This window comes from Microbulbifer aggregans (assembly GCF_001750105.1).
Classification (GTDB): domain Bacteria; phylum Pseudomonadota; class Gammaproteobacteria; order Pseudomonadales; family Cellvibrionaceae; genus Microbulbifer; species Microbulbifer aggregans.
In genome coordinates this window covers 3,404,722-3,425,038 of sequence record NZ_CP014143.1, presented here as the reverse complement: position 1 = coordinate 3,425,038, position 20,317 = coordinate 3,404,722, and the positions used below count along the sequence as shown (strand labels likewise).

Sequence of the window (20,317 nt, the reverse complement as noted above, 5' to 3'; positions counted from 1 at the left end):
GCTCGCTGCTCCGGCTGACTGAATAAGAAAATTCCCTCTGGTGTATCTCTATGCAAGCTTCTGCATCTGAAGTCGAGTGCCAAAAGCATAAGAGCGTTTCGGCAGAGCCCAAGTGGGCCATGCCGGATACCTATTTGATTTTGCTGTTTGTCGCACTGTTCGCGTTTGCGCTGAATTTCCTGATTCCGGCCGGCACTTACGAGACCATGGTGGTCAATGAGCGCACGGTTGTGGATCCGAGCACCTATCAACAGGTGACAGAAGAACCCCAAGGCATGGCGGTATTCGCCGAAGGTGGCAATATCGGGCTGTTGAACTTTGCCTTTGAGGGGATGGTTTCCGGCTCCAAGTGGGGCGCTTCCATCGGTGTCTTTGCATTTATCCTGCTCACTGGCGGGGCCTTTGGTTTGATTTTCGCCAGTGGCTCTGTCGAGCGAGGCCTTTTCCAGGTGATCGCCCGCAACCGCGAGGCGGGAAGCCTCTACCTGGCCATCCTCTGTTTCATGTTTTCCGCTGGCGGAGCCGTGTTCGGGATGGGTGAGGAGGTGATCCCCTTTACTCTGATTGTGGTGCCGCTCCTGGTCGCCATGGGTTACGACAGTATTACCGCGCTGCTGGTTACTTATGTGGCGACGCAGGTGGGCTTTGCTACCTCGTGGATGAATCCTTTCGGTGTCAGTATTGCCCAGGGTATTGCCGATGTGCCGCTGATGTCCGGCAGTGTGCCCCGCATGATTCTGTGGGCAATCGCGACCAGTTTCCTTGCGCTGTTTACGCTTCGCTATGCCCAGCGCATTCGGAAAAATCCTGAATCCTCTCTGGCTTTCAAGTCGGACGCGGTGCACCGCAGTAAGCGGCAGTCCCTCGATTCCCTGCAGACGATGGTGCGGGGTGACGGCTGGATATTGCTGCTCTTCGTTGCAGGTATCGCCTGGATGATCTGGGGTGTCGTGGAGCGGGAGTATTTCCTGCCGGAAATTGCCAGCCAGTTCTTCACCATGGGCATTGTGATTGCCATTGTGGCGATAGCCTTTGGCCTGAATGGATTGACCGCAAATAAAGCTGCCGCGGCCTTTAAAGAGGGCGCCCAGCAACTGTTGCCGGCAGCCATGGTGGTGGCTTTTGCCAAAGGTATCGTACTTCTCCTCGGTGGTGATGAGCCTAGCAGCCCCAGCGTACTCAATACCATCCTGAATTGGGCTGGCGAAGGGCTGGCTGATGTGTCGGGCACGGTTTCTGCCTGGTGCATGCTGGCGTTCCAGACCGTATTCAATTTCTTCATTACCTCCGGGTCCGGACAGGCCGCGCTTACTATGCCCATCATGGCGCCACTGGCTGATGTGGTTGGTGTTACCCGTCAGACCGCTGTTCTCGCCTTCCAGTTGGGGGATGGCTTCAGCAATGTAGTGGTTCCCACCTCTGCTGCGCTGATGGGTTGCCTCGGTGCTGCGCGCCTCGATTGGGGAATATGGATCCGTTTCGCTTTGCCGCTGATGGCCTGGCTGTTCGCCCTGGCCTCTGTGGCAGTCGTTATCGCCGCTCTAACCGGATTTTAAGCAGTATTTATGTCAAGAATCGTACTTATTAAAAACGCCCACGTATTTGCCCCGAGAGATCTCGGGGTGTGCGATGTCCTGATCGCGGGTGAAAAAATTGAAAAGATCGACCAGGGCCTGAGTCTACCTGCGGCAATTGGCGAGACGGTAGATGCCGATGGGGCCTGGCTGATCCCCGGTCTGGTGGATTCTCTCGTACATATTAGCGGCGGCGGTGGTGAGGGCGGCTTTGCTTCCCGCACCCCGGAGCTGGATCCACGGGAAGCGTTTAAATCCGGTGTAACGACGGTCATTGGTGTGCTCGGTACTGATGCCACCACTCGCACCCTGAATGAACTGTATGGCAAGGCACGCGCCCTGGATGCGCAGGGGCTGTCCTGCTATATGCACAGCGGTTCCTACCAGTTTCCGGTGAACACGCTCACGGGCAGTGTGCGCACGGATATCATGCTGGTGCACAACATCATTGGTGTCGGCGAGCTTGCCATCTCCGATCATCGCTCCTCTCAGCCAACCACTGCTGAACTGGTCAGGGTCGCTTCTGATGCCCGTGTAGCTGGCTTGCTAAGTGGTAAGGGTGGTGTGATCAGTATTCACGTGGGTGATTGCAAGGGACGGTTGCAGCCGCTGTTCGACGCAGTGGCGTCTTCGGATTTACCTATCAGCCAGTTTTATCCCACCCACTTGAACCGCAACGACAACTTGCTTGCGCACGGGATCGAATTTGCGCATGCGGGCGGCTTTATCGATTTCACTACATCCACCACGCCAGAAATTCTCGCCAGTGGCGAGCTGCGTGCGAGCCGCGCACTGCGTGTTGCCCTTGAGTCCGGTGCTCCCGCCGACCGTCTGACGATGTCCTCCGATGCACAGGGATCGATGACGAACTTCTGTGATAACGGGACGCTGCAGGATATCGAGGTGGGCTCGGTGGCCAGTCTGTTCGATGAGTTCCGCCGGGCGGTTCGCGATGAAAGGGTCGATTTCGTCAAAGCGCTGCACTCGGTTACCGCCAATCCGGCCAAAGTGCTTGGCCTACGACATAAGGGATCTGTGGCTCCCGGCCTCGATGCTGATCTTAGCATCGTGGATCCCACCAGCTTTGAACTACAACACGTGATGGCCCGGGGTCGTTGGCAATATTTCGATCGCCAGGTGCGTTTCCAGGGAGCATTTGCCAAGTAATGAAACAGGATGCCGCCACTTCCGTTGCCATTATTTTGTTGCCGGGCTTTCCAATGGGGGCGCTCGGTGTGCTGATGGAACGATTTACCCTTGCCGGCGGAGCCTCTCCCCTGATTTTCAGTAGCTGTGGCGAAAAGATGGTGGCTGCTGAGCATGGTGTACAGGTCCAGGCCCAGGTATTGCCGCCCCTGCCGCTAGCTGCCCACACATTGATTTTCTGTGGTGGCCAGCATTTTACCCACGCCCCTCGTGAGGCCTGTGAGCAGATCCTGCGGCATGCCCGGGCGGCGACCTACCGGATCGGCATCGGTAGCGGTGTGCTCTTGATGGCACAGGCTGGCCTCCTGGATGGTCACCGGGCAAATCTGGGGGAATCATTACGGCACCAGCTGAGACACATCGGTCGCCCGGTGGTGTCTGAGGGTGGTCCGTTTACCCGGGATGAGAATGTCTGGACCTGCTCCAGCGAGGACAATCTGCCATTGATGCTGGACGCCCTCCTGCCGGTCTGGAGTGGGGAAGGGGACGACGCGGGTCTGCAGTTTCAGAGTGAGGTCGAGGACCGCTCGATGCTTGCTGAGGCCCAGGCATTGATGCGCAATAACCTTGTAGAGCCATTGGCGACTGGTGAAATCGCGGGGTACCTGGGTATTTCGAGCAAAAAGCTGGAGCGGGTTTTCAAGCGATTTGTCGGGCAGTTGCCAGCGAGATTTTACATTGGCCTCAGGCTATCTCTGGCCCGTGACCTGCTGCACCACAGCAGCCTCAGTATCGAGGATATCGGCAAGCGCTGTGGCTTCAGTTCTCCGTCGCACTTCAGTCGCGCATTTCGTAATCATTTTGGCTGCACCCCAAGGGCGGAGCGCCAACAGTTTGTCTCTGTTGTGGAGTCCGGCATCGGCTGGAGCGCAGGTAATAGTACATGTATCGCAGGTTGAGAATAGCAACAATGAAGTTACTGGTTTCCAAGTTAATCGTTTTCCTCTCTCTGGGGCTGGTTGCCTGTCAGGGGCATACTGCGGGCAAGCTGATGATCGTGGGCGGTGCATTGCGCAGCGACAACGAGGCAGTCTACCGTGCTTATATCGATGCGATTCCGTCCCGTTGGCCCGATGTGGCGATTGTGCCGGCGGCTTCCGGTCGCCCTGCGTACTATGCGCAGCAATTTGAACAGGATTTGCGGAAGTTCGGATTCAACGGCGAAATACATGTTTTACCGGTGGCGGTAAAGGATGACAGTTCGACCGACAGCGTCGATGAAAGCACCTGGTCAGAGGGTGCTTATGACCCCAAAGTGGTAGAGAAACTGAAGACTGTCGGCGGTATCTGGTTTGTCGGCGGCGACCAGACCCGTATTACCGACACGCTCGTTCAGAAAGACGGAGCCGATTCCCCATTGCTGGCGGCCATCCGCAAGCAACTGGTGAAGGGTGGCATTGTCGGTGGCACCAGTGCGGGCGCCGCCATTATGAGCAGCCCGATGATAGCGGCTGGTGACTCTCTGAGCGCGCTCACTGAGCCCCGGTCAGAGGAATATGCCGGCATGCAATCCCAGGAGTCCGGCCAGCTGATGATAAAAAACGGCCTCGGCTTTCTTGATGCGGGTATTGTCGACCAGCACTTTGATCGCAAGAGTCGTCTGGGTCGACTGATCCGGGCACTGGAGCCGCCCATGGCAGCGGAAATGCGCCGCGGTTATGGTATTGACGAGGATACGGCGGTGTTGGCCGATCTCAATTCCGGGGAGATGACAGTGCTTGGTCGCGGGACCCTGGTATTGGTAGATGCCCGCCATGCAGATTTCGCAGAAAATAGCCCCCGTTTCGCCGTAAAGAATCTCTCCCTCTCGGTCTTGAGTGAGGGCGACCGCTATAACTGGCGCAGCGGGAAGATGAACCTTGAGGGCGCCGCAACTGTCGGCAAAGAGGCGTTTGGCTACAGGGCGGAGCAGGGCGCTGGCTTGACCCTGCCCAATGGTCGCCTGGACCATTTGTTGGGATTCTCACTTCTGGACAACAGTGAAACCGATGAACTGCGCCGTTATGCCTTTGCCGAAAATGGGCCCGGAGTGCTGTTCCGTTTTGAGCAGGCTGAAGATAGTCAGGGCTTCTGGCGCTACGGGTCTGGCACCAAGGATCAGTACTCTATTCAGGGAGTGCGCCTTTCCATCGAGCCGGTCACGGTAAGCATCAAGCAGTAAAAGCACTTCCGGGGCGCGTACTCACGCGCCCCTCCTCTCGTCTTCTCTCAACTGGACATAGCTATGAGTGATTCCACCTATTATCGCGTGGAAAGGGATCTGCTGGGCGAACGACAAGTACCAGCAGCAGTTTATTACGGCGTGCAGACGTTGCGGGCGCTGGAAAACTTCAACATCAGTGGCATTCCCATCAGTCACTTTCCCGACCTGGTAACCGCTCTCGTGATGGTCAAGCAGGCCTGTGCCAGGGCCAATCGCGATCTCGGTAAATTGGATCAGCAGCAGGCTGACGCGATCGACAGGGCCTGTGATGAAATCATCACGGGAGAGCTCCACGGTGAGTTCTGTGTCGATATGATCCAGGGCGGTGCCGGCACCTCCACCAATATGAATAGCAACGAGGTGATCGCAAATCGGGCCCTGGAGCTTCTGGGGCGGCAGCGGGGGGAATACGAGCACCTGCATCCCAACATTCACGTGAACATGTCCCAGTCCACCAACGATGTCTATCCGACATCGTTGCGGCTGGCGATGATCTTCGGGTTGCGGCAGCTGGAGCAGGCGACGCGCTCACTGCAAACGGCGCTGTCCGAAAAGGGGGCAGAGTTTTGCGGGGTTCTGAAAATGGGGCGCACGCAGTTGCAGGATGCTGTGCCCATGTCTCTGGGACAAGAGTTCAGCGCCTTTGCTACCACCATCGGTGAAGAGGTATCGCGGCTTGGGGAGATGGCTGCACTACTGATGGAGGTCAATCTGGGTGGCACGGCCATCGGTACCGGCCTGAATACCGAGGCTGAATACCGTGAGCTGGCCATTGCACACCTGCGCGAAGTCAGCAGCGTGGCGGTAACCCCCGCGGAGGATCTGGTGGAGGCGACGTCCGATATGGGCGGATTCGTGCTGCTATCGGGCATGCTCAAGCGCACGGCCGTCAAACTCTCCAAGATCTGCAACGACCTGCGTCTGCTCTCCTCCGGTCCGCGTTGCGGATTGAACGAGATCAACCTGCCGCAGCGGCAGCCGGGTTCCTCGATCATGCCGGGTAAGGTCAATCCGGTTATTCCCGAGGCGGTGAATCAGGTGGCATTTACGGTCATCGGAAACGATACCGCCATCACCATGGCTGCTGAGGCAGGGCAGCTGCAGCTGAATGTTATGGAACCATTGATTGGCTATAAATTGCTCGAGTCGATCCGCTATCTGGGCGCGGCAATGGAATCCCTGAGAAGCGACTGCGTGGTCGGTATTACCGCTAATGAGAGCGTCTGTCGGGGTTATCTGGAGCGCAGCATCGGACTGGTAACCGCTCTCAACCCGCATCTCGGTTATGGAGTGACCTCAAGGATTGCCCAGCAGGCACTGCTGACCGGTCGCAGCGTGGCCGAACTAGTCGTTGAGGAGAAGCTGATGACACCAGCGGAACTGGAGCGGTTGCTGCGGCCTGAGGCCATGTTGGGCCCAGCTTTACAGGAGGTAAAAGCGCTCGCCTGACCTTAAAGTTCTCTCATTCGGCTCGATAGATCTTGCACTCGAAGCGGGGCCGCCTCTAAAATGTGATCACAAATTTGGAGGTGCCCCCGTAAAGGTCTGTGCCGAGGCCCGGACCGACCGGCGCGCATCTCTACCGATAAAGCCAGGAGCGAGAGATGAACAAGAGTCAACTGCTGCAACAAGACCGCGAGCACCTGCTGCACCCCTTCACCGATTTCCACGACTTGGGCAAGCAGGGCACCCGGGTAATTACCAATGCCGACGGTGCCTACATCACCGATATTGACGGCCACCGTATGCTGGATGGCATGTCCGGCTTGTGGTGCTGCAACCTGGGGTACAGCCGTACCGAGATCGCCGATGCGATTTACGAGCAGCTGAAGACTCTGCCGTTCTATAACAGCTTCTTCCAGTGCACGACTATTCCGTCCATCGAGCTGGCCGACGCCCTGTCTGAAGTGACTCCGGAAGGCATGAATAATGTCTTCTTTACCGGTTCCGGCTCCGAGGCCAATGATACCAACCTGCGTATTATCCGCCGTTACTGGGATCTGAAAGAGCAGCCCAACAAGCGCATCGTCATTTCCCGCACCAACGCCTACCACGGTTCCACCATCGGTGGTGCCAGCCTCGGTGGCATGAGCGGGATGCACAAGCAGTTCCAGGCGCTGGACTACATCACCCACATCCAGCAGCCGTACTGGTTTGGTGAGGGCGGCGATATGTCTCCCGAGGAATTCGGGGTTCAGGCCGCTCGCAGCCTGGATGAAAAAATCCAGGAGCTGGGCCCGGACAACGTGGCGGCCTTTATTGCTGAACCGATTCAGGGTGCCGGTGGTGTGATCATCCCGCCGGAGACCTACTGGCCTGAAGTGAAGAAAGTGCTGGCGAAGTACGACATCCTGCTGGTGATGGATGAGGTAATCTTCGGCTTTGGTCGTACTGGTGAATGGTTCGGCTCCGATTACTACGGCCTGAAGCCTGACCTGATGACCTTCGCCAAGGCTGTGACCAACGGCTACTTCCCGCTGGGCGGAACCATGGTCAGCGACCGTGTGGCCGAGGTGATCAAGGCCAAGGGTGGCGAATTTACCCACGGCTACACCTACTCTGCACACCCGGCAGCCTGTATGGCCGGACTGGCGACCCTCAATGTCCTGCGCAACGACAAGATCATCGACAACGTGCGTGAAACCACCGGTCCCTACCTGGCCAAGCGCTGGGCGGAGCTGGGGGATCACCCGATCGTGGGCGAGGCCCGCAGTCTGGGTATGGTCGGTGCTCTGGAACTGGTCAAGGACAAGGGCAGCCGTGCCCGTTTCGACGACAAGTGCACCGCTGGTGGTGTGTGCCGCGATATGAGCATCAAGAATGGTCTCGTCATGCGAGCCACCGGTGACACCATGATTATCGCGCCGCCGCTGATCATCACCACCGAGCAGGTCGACGAGCTGGTGGAGAAGGCGCACCGGGCGCTGGATGATACTGCCAAGGCTCTGGCGTAGAATGGCTGAATGCGGGCACCGCCGGTGCCCGCATTGCGTTATGGCAAGTAAAAATTCCCGGGCAGTGTATGTCATTACAACAAAAATTTTCCCCGTCCCCTGAAGTGCTCAGTGAGTCGCAAAACTTTCTGGAGCAGAATCCCGACCTGAAATGGGTCGAGGGTTTCGTGTTCGATATCAACGGAATTCCCCGCGGCAAGTGGTTGCCTGCGGAGTCGGCAGAGAAGCTGCTGGGCGGTGGCCTGCAGATGCCCCGCAGTGCGGTCAGCCTCGATGTCTGGGGGCGTGACATCGAAAACAGCCCTCTGGTGTTTGCCAGTGGCGATAGTGACGGTGTTTGCGTGCCGGTCTCTCCTCTGGCGCAGGCTCCCTGGCACAGGGAGAAAACGGCACAGCTCCATATGCAGCTTTACGAAGCCGATGGCTCGCCGCTCTACGCCGACCCGCGGGCCCAGTTGCAGCGAGTGGTGAAGCGTCTGGAGGACCTGGGCTACCGGGCGGTAGTGGCCACAGAGCTGGAGTTCTATCTGTTGCGTGAGGACGTTGACCATCTGGCGCGCCCCCGTCCGGTGAGTGACAACGACGCCGAATTGGTTCCCTCCACGGATGTCTACGATCTGTCGGAACTGGACGCCCAGCGCCACTTCTTCACTGACGTGCGCACGGCTTGTGAAGCCCAGGGCATCCCGGCGGACTCGATTCTCTCTGAGTGCGCCCCCGGACAGTTTGAGATCAACCTCCTGCACTGCGATGACCCGCTGAAGGTGGCGGACCAGACGCTGTTATTCAAGCATCTGCTCAAGGGTGTCGCGCGCAGCCATGGCCTGCGTGTAAGCACCATGGCAAAGCCCTTTGGGGACCAGGCCGGTAACGGCATGCACGTGCACATGAGTCTGGTCGATGCCGAGGGCAACAATGTCTTCAACGATGGCAGCGACGAAGGCTCAGAGCTGTTGCGCCAGGCGGCGGCCGGTATGCTGGCCACTGCGAATGACGCGATGGCATTTTTCGCGCCGCACGCCAACTCTTATCGCCGTTTTCAGGAGAGTTCCCACGCTCCCCTGAACCTCTGCTGGGGTTATGACAACCGCACCACCACCCTGCGGGTGCCTGCGAGTGCACCGGCGGCGCGTCGCATCGAGCACCGTATTGCGGGCGCAGATGTGAATCCCTACCTGGTCCTGGCGGCGATCCTGAGCGGTGTCTGCTATGGTCTGGAAAATCGCCTGGAAGCGCCAGAACCGGTGACCGGAGATGCATACCAGGTCGAAAGTGAGCAGTTGGTCAATACGTGGAGTGGCGCCTTGCGGCGGTTCGAGCAGAGCCCCCTATGGCAGAAATACCTGGACCCGCGGTTTATCGAACTCTTCCTTCTTTTAAAGCGGCAGGAACTGCTGGAGATCGCCTCCCGCGTGACTGACGTGGAGTACCAGAGCTATCTGCACCGGGTGTGAGATTTAGCCCTGGCGGATTGTGCGCTGGTCCTAAAAACCCGGTGCGATTCGATGGCTTTGACGACACGAGGACGAGCGTAAAGCAAACCTCTGCTATACCTAAGGTTAAGCGCAGTGGCGCTTGCAACTCTCCTCCTGAAAGTGTGTTCGAGAAACCTGGCCCGCCTCTTGGCGGGCATTTTTTTTGGTTGCTATTTTTCTGACAGAATTTTTTCCTTTCCTTGGCCTCTCTGTTAGTCGAGCCTTGCTTGAATCCGAAAAACCCTGCCTATACTGAAGTAACCGCGACTGCGGCGAAGGAGCGATTTAGCGTTACAAGGAGTTACCAATGAGATTCAAGCCTCTCCTCATTCCCATGGCCGTGGCGGGTTTTGCCGGCCTCGCCGCTCAGTCCGCGTTGGCGGGCCCTTCAGGTTACCCGGTGGTTCAATCCACTCCCCCAGTCTGGGGTGCAGGGACTTTTGCGGTTCGCGTAGGGGCGGCCTATGTCGACCCGGACGAAGACACTGTCAGCAATGTGACTACCTCATTCCTGGATGATCCGACTACGGAAGAGGTCGAGGAAATCCCCCTGGATGTCGGTACCTTTATCGATATCGATGACGATACCAGCTGGTTTATCAGTGCAACCTATGTGTTTTTGGATCACTGGGCAGTAGAGCTCCACTATGCGGACGATGTGAGCTTTGAGGGTTCGCTCTTCTCTGACGCGTTCTTCGATGGTGAGTTTATCGGTGAGTTCACTCAAGACTTGGGGGATTTCGATACCAACTACACTAAGTTGTTTGTTGATTGGTATTTCCTGGATCCGACTTGCCTCTGGCAGCCCTACGTGGGCTTGGGAGCGGTGTACACCGATGTCGATGAAGACTTCATCCGTCCCGTTTTCACGAATGACAATCGCTGGGGTGCCGGCAAAATCGGTGTTGGCAGTGACTTCAGTTGGGCGGCCCAGGTCGGGGTAGATGTGGTGCTCGGGCGCGAGAGCAACTGGATTGTCAATGCCTCTGCCATGTACCTGGATGCCTCGCCAGACTTCTCCATCGGCTTCGATACCGAAACTGACATTCCGGGATTTGATGATCCCGTGGTCAGCTCGGTGAGAGTGCGGGACGCCGATCTGGATCTCGATGCCTGGTCCTTCAATCTCGGCATCGGCTACAAGTTCAATTTCTGATCGGAGCAACAGCCACCATGAAAGCGAGAGTGCAGGATGCACTCTCGCTTTTTTTGTTGCCTTAACATAAAGGTTTTGCCAGTACGAGCGAACGGATTTCGCCTAGCGGTCACTGTCCGCCCGGTGTATTCTTCGCTTTTACCCGCCACCGCAGAATACTAACGACACGGGGAAGCCATGACCGCCTTGGGGAATTTTGCCGACGGTCCCACCGCCGCGGATTCGCGGCCCTTACGTATTTGCCTGCTCGGGTATCGCAGTCACCCGTACTGCGGAGGGCAGGGCGTATATCTTCATTATCTGAGCAAAGCTCTGGTGGACGCCGGCCACCAGGTGGATGTGATCTCTGGTCAGCCGTATCCCAAGCTGGATCCGCGCGTACAGCTGATCAAGATGCCCGGGCTCAACCTTTTCGAGTGTGAAAACCCCACCAGGGCGCTGCGCTGGCGTCATCTGCTTTCCTGGACCGACTTCTTCGAGTGGTGGAGCAAGTTGACCGGGGGCTTTGCGGAGCCCTACACGTTCGGGCGCCGGGTGGCCAAATATCTTCGTCGCCACGGGCACCGGTACGACATTGTGCACGACAACCAGTGCCTCGCCTATGGCCTGCTGGATATCGAGCGACAGGGGCTGCCCGTTGTGGCAACCATCCATCATCCGATCACTCGCGATCGTCAGCTGGCATTGGATGCCGCGCCGGACTGGCGCTACCGGCTGCTGGTGCGCCGCTGGCACAATTTCCTGCGTATGCAAATCCGTGTAGCTCGTCGCCTTCGAAACATCGTCACTGTCTCCGAGCAGTCGCGGCGGGATATTGTCGACCAGTTCGGGGTAAATACGGATCGCATCACCCTTGTTCACAACGGGATCGATACCGCCTTGTTTCGTCCCCGGCCAGACATTGCACAGCGCCCGTTCCGCATCATGACAACGGCCTCAGCGGACCAGCCACTCAAAGGCCTGCGGTTTCTTCTCGACGCAGTGGCGCAGTTGCGCGAGAGCTTTCCGCAGCTGGAGCTCCTGGTCGTTGGACGACTGCAGGAAGGGGGCGATACGGAAAAACTGCTCGAGCAGCTGCAGCTACGTGACTCTGTGCAGTTCGTTAGTGGTATCTCCAATGACGAGATGGTGAATTATTACGCCGAGGCGACCGTGGTCGCCTGTCCTTCACTATATGAGGGCTTTGGCCTGCCGGCGGGAGAGGCCATGGCCTGTGGTGTACCGGTGGTCTCCAGTGACGGTGGCGCTTTGCCAGAGGTGGTTGGCGATGCCGGTATCGTTGTCCCCGCCGGCGACAGCGAGGCGCTCGCGGGCGCCTTGCGAACACTGCTGGAGGATAAAGACATTCGCAGCAGGCTGGCAGAGCAGGGCAGAGCCAGAATCTTGCGGCAGTTTTCGTGGAAGCTCGCCGCCGAACGGCTTACACGCTATTACCGGGGGTTGATCAGTGAAGCGCCGTCGACGCTTCAGTCCGACGGTGAATCAGCCCGCCAGATCGATCGCGCGGAGGCAGCCTGAATGATCACCGTAGATCCCCATCACCTGCAGTTGCAGGCAGGGCAGCGGGTGCTCGACCTGGGTTGTGGCGAGGGCCGTCACGCTATCCACCTTTGGCTGACCGATGTCGTGGAAGTGGTTGGTGTGGACTTGAACTTCAACGATGTGGCCACAGCATCCGAGCGAGCGCGGCCTTTTGCTGAGAGCGGTGATGTTGCCGGCCGGTTGCTCCTCGGTGTTGCTGACGGTATGTCCCTGCCGTTTGCCGATAACAGTTTCGATGTGGTCATTTGCTCGGAAGTGCTTGAGCACATCAATGATTACCAAGCTGTACTCGCGGAAATCGATCGGGTGCTGAAGCCCGCCGGCATTTTTGCGGCCAGCGTACCCAGTTTTTTCCCGGAGTGGGTCTGTTGGCAGCTCAGCGACGAGTACCACCAGGTTGAGGGGGGCCATGTGCGTATTTTCCGCGAACGGCAGTTACGGGGAAGTATCGAGTCCCTGGGCCACCGTTTTTTCGCCCGTCACCGGGCTCACGCGTTGCATGCGCCTTACTGGTGGCTGAAGTGCTTACTGTGGCACCGAGTCGACTCCCGGCTGTTGGATGCCTATCACCGCCTGTTGGTGTGGGATCTGATGAAAAAGCCCAGGCTTACCCGCTGGTTGGAAAAACTTCTCAATCCGCTGCTTGGAAAGAGCACGGTGCTGTACTTCGTCAAGCCGCCGGTATCCCAGCCAGATACAGCTTCTCGCCCACTGGAGGCCACCGCGTGACGAATTCTGTGGCCGCAAGCGCGGTGACCCCGTTCCCCGAACATCTTCTGCGCGCGAGCGCTGACTACATCCTGGCCCAGCAACAGGAAGATGGCATGATTCCCTGGTTCCGGGGGCACTACGGCGATCCCTGGGATCACGTCGAGGCCGCCATGGGGCTCAGCATTGCCGGCGAGTGGCCTGCTGCAGAGCGCGCATACCGCTGGCTCGCGGATAACCAGTTGGAGGACGGAAGCTGGTGGGCGGCCTACAAAGATGGCAGCATCCACAACCGCGAGCGCCGGGAAACGAATTTTGTTGCCTACGTTGCCACCGGTGTCTGGCATCACTACCTGGTTTCCGCCGACCGCACTTTTCTGCAGGCGCTGTGGCCGACCGTCGAGCGGGCGATTGGGTTTGTCCTGGGTCTGCAGACGGAAGAGGGTGAAATTCACTGGGCGGTGGATGGCGACGGCGCTCCCATGAAGGATGCGTTGGTCACTGGCTGTTCCTCCATCTTCAAGAGTCTGGAGTGTGCCGTGCGAATGGCCGAAACCCTCGGACACCCTCGCCCGGACTGGAAACAGGCACACCAATGCCTGGGCGAGGCACTGCGGAGCAAGCCTTACCGGTTTGATCGCACCTGGGAAAGCAAGGCACGCTTTTCCATGGACTGGTTCTATCCCGTGCTCACCGGTGTATTCAACGGTGAAGAAGCCCGTGCCCGGTTAAAGGCGCGCTGGGATGAATTTGTTGTTGCAGGGCTGGGGTGTCGCTGCGTCAGTGACGAGCCATGGGTGACGGTGGCCGAGTCCTGCGAGCTGACCATGGCCCTGTTGGCTGCGGGTGAGAAAAAACGGGCAGCCAGTCTCTATCGTGGATTGCACCGCTGGGCTGATAGTGATGGCGGGTACTGGACGGGTTATGTGTATCCTGATCGGGCGATCTGGCCGGAGGAAAAAACCACCTGGACCGTGGGGGCGATGCTCCTGGCTGCGGATGCGCTGGCCGACCTTACGCCTGCCAGCGATCTCTTTACCGGTGGTGGCCTCGCTTCAGATTCGGCGCAGGATGCCGAGGGTGTCGACCATCTCCACGAGTTCGAACTGGCCGGAGGCCAGGGCTAACTGGTAGATTTCAAACGGGGCCTGTCCGCCATCGGCCGGGTCTGGAAAGATATCGTGAATGGCCAGAAACCCGCCCGGCACGATATGCCTGGCCCAGCAGCGGTAATCGGTCAATGCCGCTTCGCGGGAGTGGCCGCCATCGATAAACACGAGACCCAGAGGTGTGTTCCAGCGGCGCGCAGCGATAGCCGACGGCGCGACAACCGGAACTACAAACTCCTCCAGTTCTGCAGCGCGGATATTTGCGCGAAATGTGCGAAAACTGTCCATCAGTTGGGCGCCGTTATCGAACAGATCCGGATCGTGATATTCCTCGCCCGGCTGGTGTTCTTCGGAGCCGAGGTGGTGATCGATGGCAAAAAGAATATTGTCGCTTTCTCGGCAGGCTGAGCCGAGATAAACAGAGGATTTACCACAGTAACTGCCGACTTCCAGGCAGGCGCCCAGTGGTGCTGCCTTTGTTGCGAGGTGAAAAAGCGCCTCGCCCTCGCTGGCTGCGAGAAAACCTTTGATGTTGTCGATATCGACGGATAGTTGAATAGACATGGATAAATGTAACCCCGGCAAGTTTGCTGCAACAGTAAAACGCCGTTGTGGCAAAAGCAATCGAGTCAGTGCTGCTTTCTTCTCCACTTCGATTTCTGCATTTGAAATTGCGCCGGGGTTATCCTGAATGCGTAAAGACCATCGTCCCTACTGGCTGAAACACTGGCAACTTCGCCTGAGAAAGTGGCGAATGCGGCATTTCCTGGTGCCGCAGTTTGATGCGATTGGCTGTGAGCCGGAAATTATGGATCCTGGATCGGTGCGATTGTTCGGAAAAAATATTCGCGTTGGTAACTACCCGCATCTCATATCGACACCGGATAACTGTATCCGTCTCACTACCCTCGGGCACCGCGGTGGAGATGCGTATATCACGATTGGTGACTATGTACTGATTTCTCCGGGTGTGCGTATCTCTGCGGCAGAATCCATTACCATCGGAGATGCCTGTATGATCGCTGCGAATGTCTATATTTCCGACTCCGACTGGCACGGTTTGTATAATCGCACGCGCCCCTTTCGCTGCACTGCTCCGGTAACATTGGGCGACAATGTATGGATCGGTGATAGTGCCATCGTGTGCAAGGGAGTCTCGATCGGGGACAACTCCGTGATCGGCGCAGGGAGTGTCGTTACCAAGAGTGTGCCGCCCAACACCGTAGTAGCGGGTAATCCAGCTCGGGAGATCAAGTCGATTAATCCTCGCCGACGGATGATTACCCGGGAAGCGCTTTTTGCGGATGCTTTCCGCCAGACACGCAATATGGATGATCTGGATCGCATGTTGCTGGAAGGGAATTCCCTGTTTGGCTGGCTGCGTTCGGTCTTATTCCCGCGATCCGGTGACTGAAGGAAACGCAGGAGTTGTATGGCTCATTCATCGGGTAAACGGGGCAATCGTCGTTTTGATTGAAGTGGCAAAGCAAAAGCAATGAACAACAAAAAGAGTATTGTCCTGATCGGGATGCCGGGTGCCGGTAAAAGCACAGTGGGTGTATTGCTGGCGAAGGAGCTGGCGCTGGACTTCGTCGATACTGACGTCCTGATTCAGGCCCGTGAGGGGAAAACCCTCCAGGACATCATGAATGAAAGTGATTACCTCAACTTGAGGCGTATTGAAGGGGAGGTAATCGCTACGGCCGAGTTGCCTGGGCATGTGATCTCGACCGGAGGTAGTGCCGTCTACAGCGAAGAGGGGATGGCCAACCTGGGCAGGTTTGGGCCGATCGTTTTCCTGAATTGCTCAGCGGATGAACTCCGTCGGCGTATCCACAACTACGAGAGCCGTGGCATCGCCAAAGCGCCCGGGCAGTCGTTTGCCGACCTGTTTGAGGAGCGGCAGGCGCTATATCGCAAGTACGCGGATATTACCGTGGAGTGTGATGGTCGCAGTCTTCAGCAGGTTCTGGATGCTGTACTGCAGGAACTCAATGCCGTGTGAGTCCGGCTGGCGCCATGGAAGGGCAGAGCGGCGGCCGGGGCCGCCGCGCAGGCTGCGCACTCAGAGCGGTAGTTGTGTGGTGTACTTCACCTGTTTCAGTGCAAAGGTGGAGTTGACGGAAGCGACGTTGGGCAGATGCACAAGGGTGCGCTTGAGCAGCTGCTCGTAGTGAGCCACGCTGTCCACTACCACGCGCAGCAGGTAGTCTTTGTTACCACTGGTGGAGTAGCACTCAACCACCTCCTGAACATCCTGTACCGCAGACTCGAAATTGTTCAGAGAGTCTTCATCGTGGTTGTGAATCGTCACGTAGCAATGTACTGTGACTCCCAAGTCGAGCTTTTGGGGGTCGAGTAGTGTCACCCGGCCGCGGATGATGCCCTCGGCCTCGAGGCGTTTGATGCGGCGCCAGCAGGGGGTGTGGGAAAGTCCCACTTTGTCTCCGAGTTCCGCCATGGAATAATCGGCGTTCTCCTGCAGCGCTCGCAGAATCTTGCGGTCAAAATCGTCCAGGTCTGTCGAACGCTTCATAAAAACTCCCATCCTACAAATTTCATTCTAATCGAGATGACTGTCATAATTTTACGCGCTAAAGCGTAAATAAAGCAATGCTCTATTGCCCTTAAGCATCTAGTATGAACTGACCAGCCCGTCGCGGGTGAAGGCGAAGATTATCGCTTTCAGCGACCGGCGGGGGCAAGAGAGTCGCGCCAGCGAGGGCGCAGACAGCTCCCCGGGCGTGGCAGGTAAGCCGGAAGAATAACGATCAATAGTCCGAGATCCATCGAACTAGGGACATAACCGGAAGTAGTGATATGAGTGAAGAAGTGCGCAACGCGCAGCAGGTAGAGTCACCGCGCAGGAAGCAGGTCTCTCTGGACGACCGTTACACCACCCTCAAGGGTCAGGTACTCCTTTCAGGTATCCAGGCACTGGTGCGCCTGCCTATGGATCAGATGCGGATGGATAGGGCCCGAGGCCTGAACACCGCCACCTTTATTTCCGGTTATCGTGGTTCGCCTCTTGGCGGATACGACCAGCAGCTCACCCGCGCGAAAAAACACCTGGATGAATTCAATATTCGCTTTCAGCCTGGCGTCAATGAGGAGCTGGCGGCGACTGCTGTCTGGGGCTCCCAGCAGGTGGGCCTGTTTGACGGTGCTGAGGTCGATGGCGTCTGTGGTATTTGGTATGGCAAGACCCCGGGTGTCGATCGCTCCGGTGATGCTTTCCGCCACGCCAATGCAGCCGGATCCTCGCCGAAAGGCGGTGCCCTGATCATCGCCGGTGATGATCACGGCTGTAAGTCTTCTTCCTATCCCGGTCAGTCCGAATTCGCTTTCGTCGACATGCACATTCCGGTACTGAATCCTGCCACGGTGCAGGAGGTCCTCGACTATGGCCACTACGGGCTGGAGCTGTCCCGCTTCAGTGGCTGCTGGGTGGCGATGATCACGCTGGCCGAGAACATGGACAGCGCGTGCACCGTGGAGGTGGATCCTGACCGCGTACAGTTTTCCTATCCCGAAGTAGAGCGCCCCGAAGGCGGGCTCAATATCCGCAAGCAGGATAATCCGCTGGAGCAGGAAGCGCGTCTGTGGCGCTATAAGCGGCCGGCAGCGCTGGCGTTCGCGCGCGCAAACCACCTGAATAGAGTGATGTTGGATAACCCGGAAGCGACGCTGGGAATCGTCAGCACCGGCAAGGCGCACCTGGATCTGATGCAGGCCCTGGAAGACATGGCCATCGACGAGCAGCAGGCGCGCGAGCTGGGCATCCGTATCCTCAAGGTGGGCATGACCTATCCGCTGGATGTGCCCGGCATTCAGGAGTTTGCCCGCGGCCTGGATTACCTGCTGGTTCTTGAAGAGAAACGGAGTCTGATGGAGGTACAGCTCAAAGAAGAGCTGTACAACGTTCATCTGAAGGACCCCAATTTCCCCCGCATCATCGGTAAGGTCGATGAAAACGACCGTCCGCTGATGCCAATGTATGGCGAGTTATCGCCGGCAGTAGTGGCGCAGGTACTGGGCAAACTGCTGGGCGATAAGCTCGACGAGCGCGCAGGCCACCGCCTGATGCGACTGAATGCCCTGGCAGAGCGTATTTCTAGGCAGGCTGGCTCCAGCGTATCCCGGCTGCCAATGTTCTGCGCCGGCTGCCCCCATAACCGTTCCACCAAGGTGCCGGAAGGCAGCCGCGCTCTGGCGGGCATTGGCTGCCACTACATGGCCCAGTGGCTGGATCGCGAGACCTATACCTTCACCCAGATGGGGGGCGAGGGTGTGAACTGGGTAGGGCAGGCGCCATTCACCAGTGAGAAGCATGTCTTCGTGAACCTCGGTGACGGAACCTATTTCCATTCGGGCATTCTTGCCATTCGCGCGTCCATCGCCGCGAAGGTGAATATCACCTACAAGATTCTCTTCAATGACGCCGTCGCCATGACCGGCGGCCAGCCGCATGACGGTGAGTTGCATCCGGACATGATCTGTCGCCAGGTGCTCGCCGAGGGCGTGCAGAAAGTGGTGCTGGTCATGGACAACAAGGACAAGTACCACGGCGCGTTGAAGTTCCCCGGCGAGGTGGATATCCGCCATCGGGACGAGATGCCCCGGGTGATGGAGGAATTGCGCGAGGTGCCGGGTTGTACCGTCATTATCTACGACCAGACCTGCGCCACCGAGCTGCGCCGTAAGCGCAAGCGGGGCCTGCTGCCCAAGGCCGAGGGACGCCCGTTTATCAACGAGCGGGTCTGTGAGGGCTGTGGTGACTGCGTGCAGCAATCGAGCTGTATCGCGGTAGAAAAGGTGGAGACGGCGCTTGGCGACAAGCGCAGGATCAACCAGACCTCCTGTAACCAGGACATGTCCTGTGTCAACGGCTTCTGCCCATCGTTCGTCACCGTCAAAGGTGGACGCCTGAACAAGCGTGCCGGTGTGGGCGATGTGCTGCGCACCGAGGCGGAAAAGCTGGATCGACCGCAGCTGCCCGGACTGGAGCAGCCCTTTAACCTGCTGGTGACCGGCGTTGGCGGTACCGGGGTAGTCACGATCGGTGCACTACTGGCCATGGCTGCCCATATCGAGGGTAAGGCGAGCAGCACCCTGGATCAGACCGGTCTGGCCCAGAAGGGTGGTGCAGTTTACTCCCATGTTCGCTTTGGTGAACGCCCGGAGGACCTGAAGGCAGTGCGGATCTCCGACGGTCGCGCGGATGCGCTGTTGGCCTGCGACCTGATTGCCGCGGGCAACCTGCCGGCCTGTCTGGCCAAGCTGGATGAGACCCACAGCCGCGCAGTGGTGAATACCCATCTGAGTCCCACGGCAGCGTCGGTTCTCGGCCGAGAGGATACTCACTCGCCGCAGGCGGTGCTGGATACTATCCGTGATGCTGTCAGTGAAATGGATACCGTGGAGGGGCACCGCCTGACCAGCGCGGCGCTTGGCGATACACTCGCCGCCAACATCTTTATGCTCGGATTTGCCTGGCAGAAGGGGCTGATTCCGCTGGATCAGGCATCCCTGCTGCAGGCCATCGAACTGAATGGGGTGGCAGTCGAGGCCAACCTGCAGGGCTTCGCAGCGGGTCGTCTCGCAGCGGGCAACCGGCCAGCCCTGGACCAGTTGTTGTCAGCCGAAAAGACGGAGAAGCGCCTCCCTGAAGGACTGGAGGCGATTGTCGCCCATCGCTCTGCCCACCTGAGTGGTTACCAGAACGATGCTCTGGCTGCCCGTTACCGCACCGTGGTAGACCGGGTGAAATCCGCAGAGATTATGAAGGTGCCGGGTAGTGAGGCTCTGGCCGAGGTGGTAGCGCAAAACTATGCCAAGCTCTTGGCCTACAAGGATGAGTACGAAGTGGCCCGTCTGTATACCGATGGCCGCTTTATCGAGGAGCTGAAAGAGAACTTTGCCGGCGATTACACCCTGGAGTTCAACCTGGCCCCGCCACTGCTGGCGCGCTATGACAAAGCACTGGGGCGGCCGCGCAAGATGAAGTTCGGCGGTTGGATGTTCAAGGCATTCCGTGTGCTGGCGAAACTGAAGTTCCTGCGCGGCACTCCACTGGATCTGTTCGGTTATACCGCGGAGCGTAAGATGGAGCGAGAGCTGATCAGTGAATATGAGGCGCTGGTCGACCGCGTGACTGGTGCCCTTAATGCGGAGAATCACGCCGCGGCCATCGAGCTGCTCAGTTACCCGGACCTGATTCGTGGCTACGGCCCGGTCAAGGACGAGAATCTGGTGAAGGCGCGTGCGCTCCGGGATGCGGCGCTGGAGCGGTTTGAGAACCCGCGCGGTGGGGCCGGTGCCACTGTCGGCACGGTGGAGGTCTTCGACCCGACTACTGCGCAGCAGGTTGGCTGATTCGGTCAGCAATTG

General features: G+C 58.2%; 16 protein-coding genes. 14 read left to right on the top strand and 2 right to left on the bottom strand.

Annotated elements, in window-relative coordinates:
* Nucleotides 1–119: 119 nt before the first annotated feature.
* The 11 genes from yfcC (at nt 120) to AUP74_RS14920 (ending at nt 13,945) form a co-directional block, all read left to right on the top strand.
* The gene (gene yfcC, locus AUP74_RS14970; protein ID WP_069948943.1) at nt 120–1,556 is read left to right on the top strand and encodes a putative basic amino acid antiporter YfcC; all 1,437 of its coding nucleotides are present in this window, start codon (nt 120–122) and stop codon (nt 1,554–1,556) included.
* Nucleotides 1,557–1,565: 9 nt separating this feature from the next.
* Nucleotides 1,566–2,741 (top strand): beta-aspartyl-peptidase, encoded by a 1,176-nt coding sequence (gene iadA, locus AUP74_RS14965; RefSeq protein WP_069948251.1) that lies wholly within the window; start codon nt 1,566–1,568, stop codon nt 2,739–2,741.
* The gene (locus tag AUP74_RS14960) at nt 2,741–3,679 is read left to right on the top strand and encodes a GlxA family transcriptional regulator (RefSeq protein WP_069948250.1); all 939 of its coding nucleotides are present in this window, start codon (nt 2,741–2,743) and stop codon (nt 3,677–3,679) included. The genes iadA and AUP74_RS14960 overlap by 1 nt, the downstream gene beginning before the upstream one ends.
* Nucleotides 3,680–3,690: 11 nt before the next feature.
* Nucleotides 3,691–4,941, top strand: coding sequence for a cyanophycinase (locus AUP74_RS14955; RefSeq protein WP_158514574.1), 1,251 nt, complete (start codon nt 3,691–3,693; stop codon nt 4,939–4,941).
* A gap of 63 nt (nt 4,942–5,004) precedes the next feature.
* Nucleotides 5,005–6,432, top strand: a complete 1,428-nt coding sequence (locus tag AUP74_RS14950) for an aspartate ammonia-lyase (RefSeq protein ID WP_069948248.1) — start codon at nt 5,005–5,007, stop codon at nt 6,430–6,432.
* 155 nt (nt 6,433–6,587) lie between these two features.
* Entirely contained in the window at nt 6,588–7,937 is a 1,350-nt protein-coding gene (locus AUP74_RS14945; RefSeq protein WP_069948247.1) for an aspartate aminotransferase family protein, read from the top strand.
* Nucleotides 7,938–8,005: 68 nt separating this feature from the next.
* A complete protein-coding gene (locus AUP74_RS14940; RefSeq protein WP_069948246.1) occupies nt 8,006–9,391 on the top strand; it encodes a glutamine synthetase family protein in 1,386 nt (461 codons plus the stop codon).
* 328 nt (nt 9,392–9,719) lie between these two features.
* Nucleotides 9,720–10,568 carry an OmpW/AlkL family protein gene (locus AUP74_RS14935; RefSeq protein WP_083261027.1) on the top strand — a complete coding sequence of 283 codons (849 nt, stop codon included), beginning with the start codon at nt 9,720–9,722 and terminating at the stop codon, nt 10,566–10,568.
* 177 nt (nt 10,569–10,745) lie between these two features.
* Nucleotides 10,746–12,086, top strand: coding sequence for a glycosyltransferase family 4 protein (locus AUP74_RS14930; RefSeq protein ID WP_069948244.1), 1,341 nt, complete (start codon nt 10,746–10,748; stop codon nt 12,084–12,086).
* On the top strand, nt 12,087–12,839 hold the full coding sequence (locus AUP74_RS14925) for a class I SAM-dependent methyltransferase (RefSeq protein ID WP_069948243.1): 753 nt from the start codon (nt 12,087–12,089) through the stop codon (nt 12,837–12,839).
* Nucleotides 12,836–13,945, top strand: coding sequence for a prenyltransferase/squalene oxidase repeat-containing protein (locus tag AUP74_RS14920; RefSeq protein WP_069948242.1), 1,110 nt, complete (start codon nt 12,836–12,838; stop codon nt 13,943–13,945). Before AUP74_RS14925 ends, AUP74_RS14920 begins: the two co-directional genes overlap by 4 nt.
* Here AUP74_RS14920 and AUP74_RS14915 read toward each other — a convergent pair.
* Nucleotides 13,874–14,491, bottom strand: coding sequence for a class I SAM-dependent methyltransferase (locus tag AUP74_RS14915; RefSeq protein WP_069948241.1), 618 nt, complete (start codon nt 14,489–14,491; stop codon nt 13,874–13,876). The two genes, AUP74_RS14920 and AUP74_RS14915, sit on opposite strands and share 72 nt — an antisense overlap.
* A gap of 127 nt (nt 14,492–14,618) precedes the next feature.
* Here AUP74_RS14915 and AUP74_RS14910 point away from each other — a divergent pair, with 127 nt between their 5' ends.
* Together AUP74_RS14910 and AUP74_RS14905 are read left to right on the top strand one after the other, a co-directional pair.
* Nucleotides 14,619–15,341, top strand: a complete 723-nt coding sequence (locus tag AUP74_RS14910; RefSeq protein WP_069948240.1) for an acyltransferase — start codon at nt 14,619–14,621, stop codon at nt 15,339–15,341.
* Between the two features lie 81 nt (nt 15,342–15,422).
* The gene (locus tag AUP74_RS14905; RefSeq protein WP_069948239.1) at nt 15,423–15,932 is read left to right on the top strand and encodes a shikimate kinase; all 510 of its coding nucleotides are present in this window, start codon (nt 15,423–15,425) and stop codon (nt 15,930–15,932) included.
* Nucleotides 15,933–15,992: 60 nt separating this feature from the next.
* Here the strand turns inward: AUP74_RS14905 and AUP74_RS14900 are convergent, their stop codons facing one another.
* A complete protein-coding gene (locus tag AUP74_RS14900) occupies nt 15,993–16,463 on the bottom strand; it encodes an Lrp/AsnC family transcriptional regulator (protein WP_069948238.1) in 471 nt (156 codons plus the stop codon).
* A 284-nt stretch (nt 16,464–16,747) separates the two neighbouring features.
* Here AUP74_RS14900 and AUP74_RS14895 point away from each other — a divergent pair, with 284 nt between their 5' ends.
* Entirely contained in the window at nt 16,748–20,302 is a 3,555-nt protein-coding gene (locus tag AUP74_RS14895; RefSeq protein WP_069948237.1) for an indolepyruvate ferredoxin oxidoreductase family protein, read from the top strand.
* Nucleotides 20,303–20,317: the final 15 nt, after the last annotated feature.

What these genes read in the sequence shown, in the direction of transcription:
- yfcC (WP_069948943.1), top strand. Translation starts at nt 120, where the DNA reads ATGCCGGATACCTATTTGATTTTGCTGTTTGTCGCACTGTTCGCGTTT.
- iadA (WP_069948251.1), top strand. Translation starts at nt 1,566, where the DNA reads ATGTCAAGAATCGTACTTATTAAAAACGCCCACGTATTTGCCCCGAGA.
- AUP74_RS14960 (WP_069948250.1), top strand. Translation starts at nt 2,741, where the DNA reads ATGAAACAGGATGCCGCCACTTCCGTTGCCATTATTTTGTTGCCGGGC.
- AUP74_RS14955 (WP_158514574.1), top strand. Translation starts at nt 3,691, where the DNA reads ATGAAGTTACTGGTTTCCAAGTTAATCGTTTTCCTCTCTCTGGGGCTG.
- AUP74_RS14950 (WP_069948248.1), top strand. Translation starts at nt 5,005, where the DNA reads ATGAGTGATTCCACCTATTATCGCGTGGAAAGGGATCTGCTGGGCGAA.
- AUP74_RS14945 (WP_069948247.1), top strand. Translation starts at nt 6,588, where the DNA reads ATGAACAAGAGTCAACTGCTGCAACAAGACCGCGAGCACCTGCTGCAC.
- AUP74_RS14940 (WP_069948246.1), top strand. Translation starts at nt 8,006, where the DNA reads ATGTCATTACAACAAAAATTTTCCCCGTCCCCTGAAGTGCTCAGTGAG.
- AUP74_RS14935 (WP_083261027.1), top strand. Translation starts at nt 9,720, where the DNA reads ATGAGATTCAAGCCTCTCCTCATTCCCATGGCCGTGGCGGGTTTTGCC.
- AUP74_RS14930 (WP_069948244.1), top strand. Translation starts at nt 10,746, where the DNA reads ATGACCGCCTTGGGGAATTTTGCCGACGGTCCCACCGCCGCGGATTCG.
- AUP74_RS14925 (WP_069948243.1), top strand. Translation starts at nt 12,087, where the DNA reads ATGATCACCGTAGATCCCCATCACCTGCAGTTGCAGGCAGGGCAGCGG.
- AUP74_RS14915 (WP_069948241.1), bottom strand. Translation starts at nt 14,491, where the DNA reads ATGTCTATTCAACTATCCGTCGATATCGACAACATCAAAGGTTTTCTC.
- AUP74_RS14910 (WP_069948240.1), top strand. Translation starts at nt 14,619, where the DNA reads ATGCGTAAAGACCATCGTCCCTACTGGCTGAAACACTGGCAACTTCGC.
- AUP74_RS14905 (WP_069948239.1), top strand. Translation starts at nt 15,423, where the DNA reads ATGAACAACAAAAAGAGTATTGTCCTGATCGGGATGCCGGGTGCCGGT.
- AUP74_RS14900 (WP_069948238.1), bottom strand. Translation starts at nt 16,463, where the DNA reads ATGAAGCGTTCGACAGACCTGGACGATTTTGACCGCAAGATTCTGCGA.
- AUP74_RS14895 (WP_069948237.1), top strand. Translation starts at nt 16,748, where the DNA reads ATGAGTGAAGAAGTGCGCAACGCGCAGCAGGTAGAGTCACCGCGCAGG.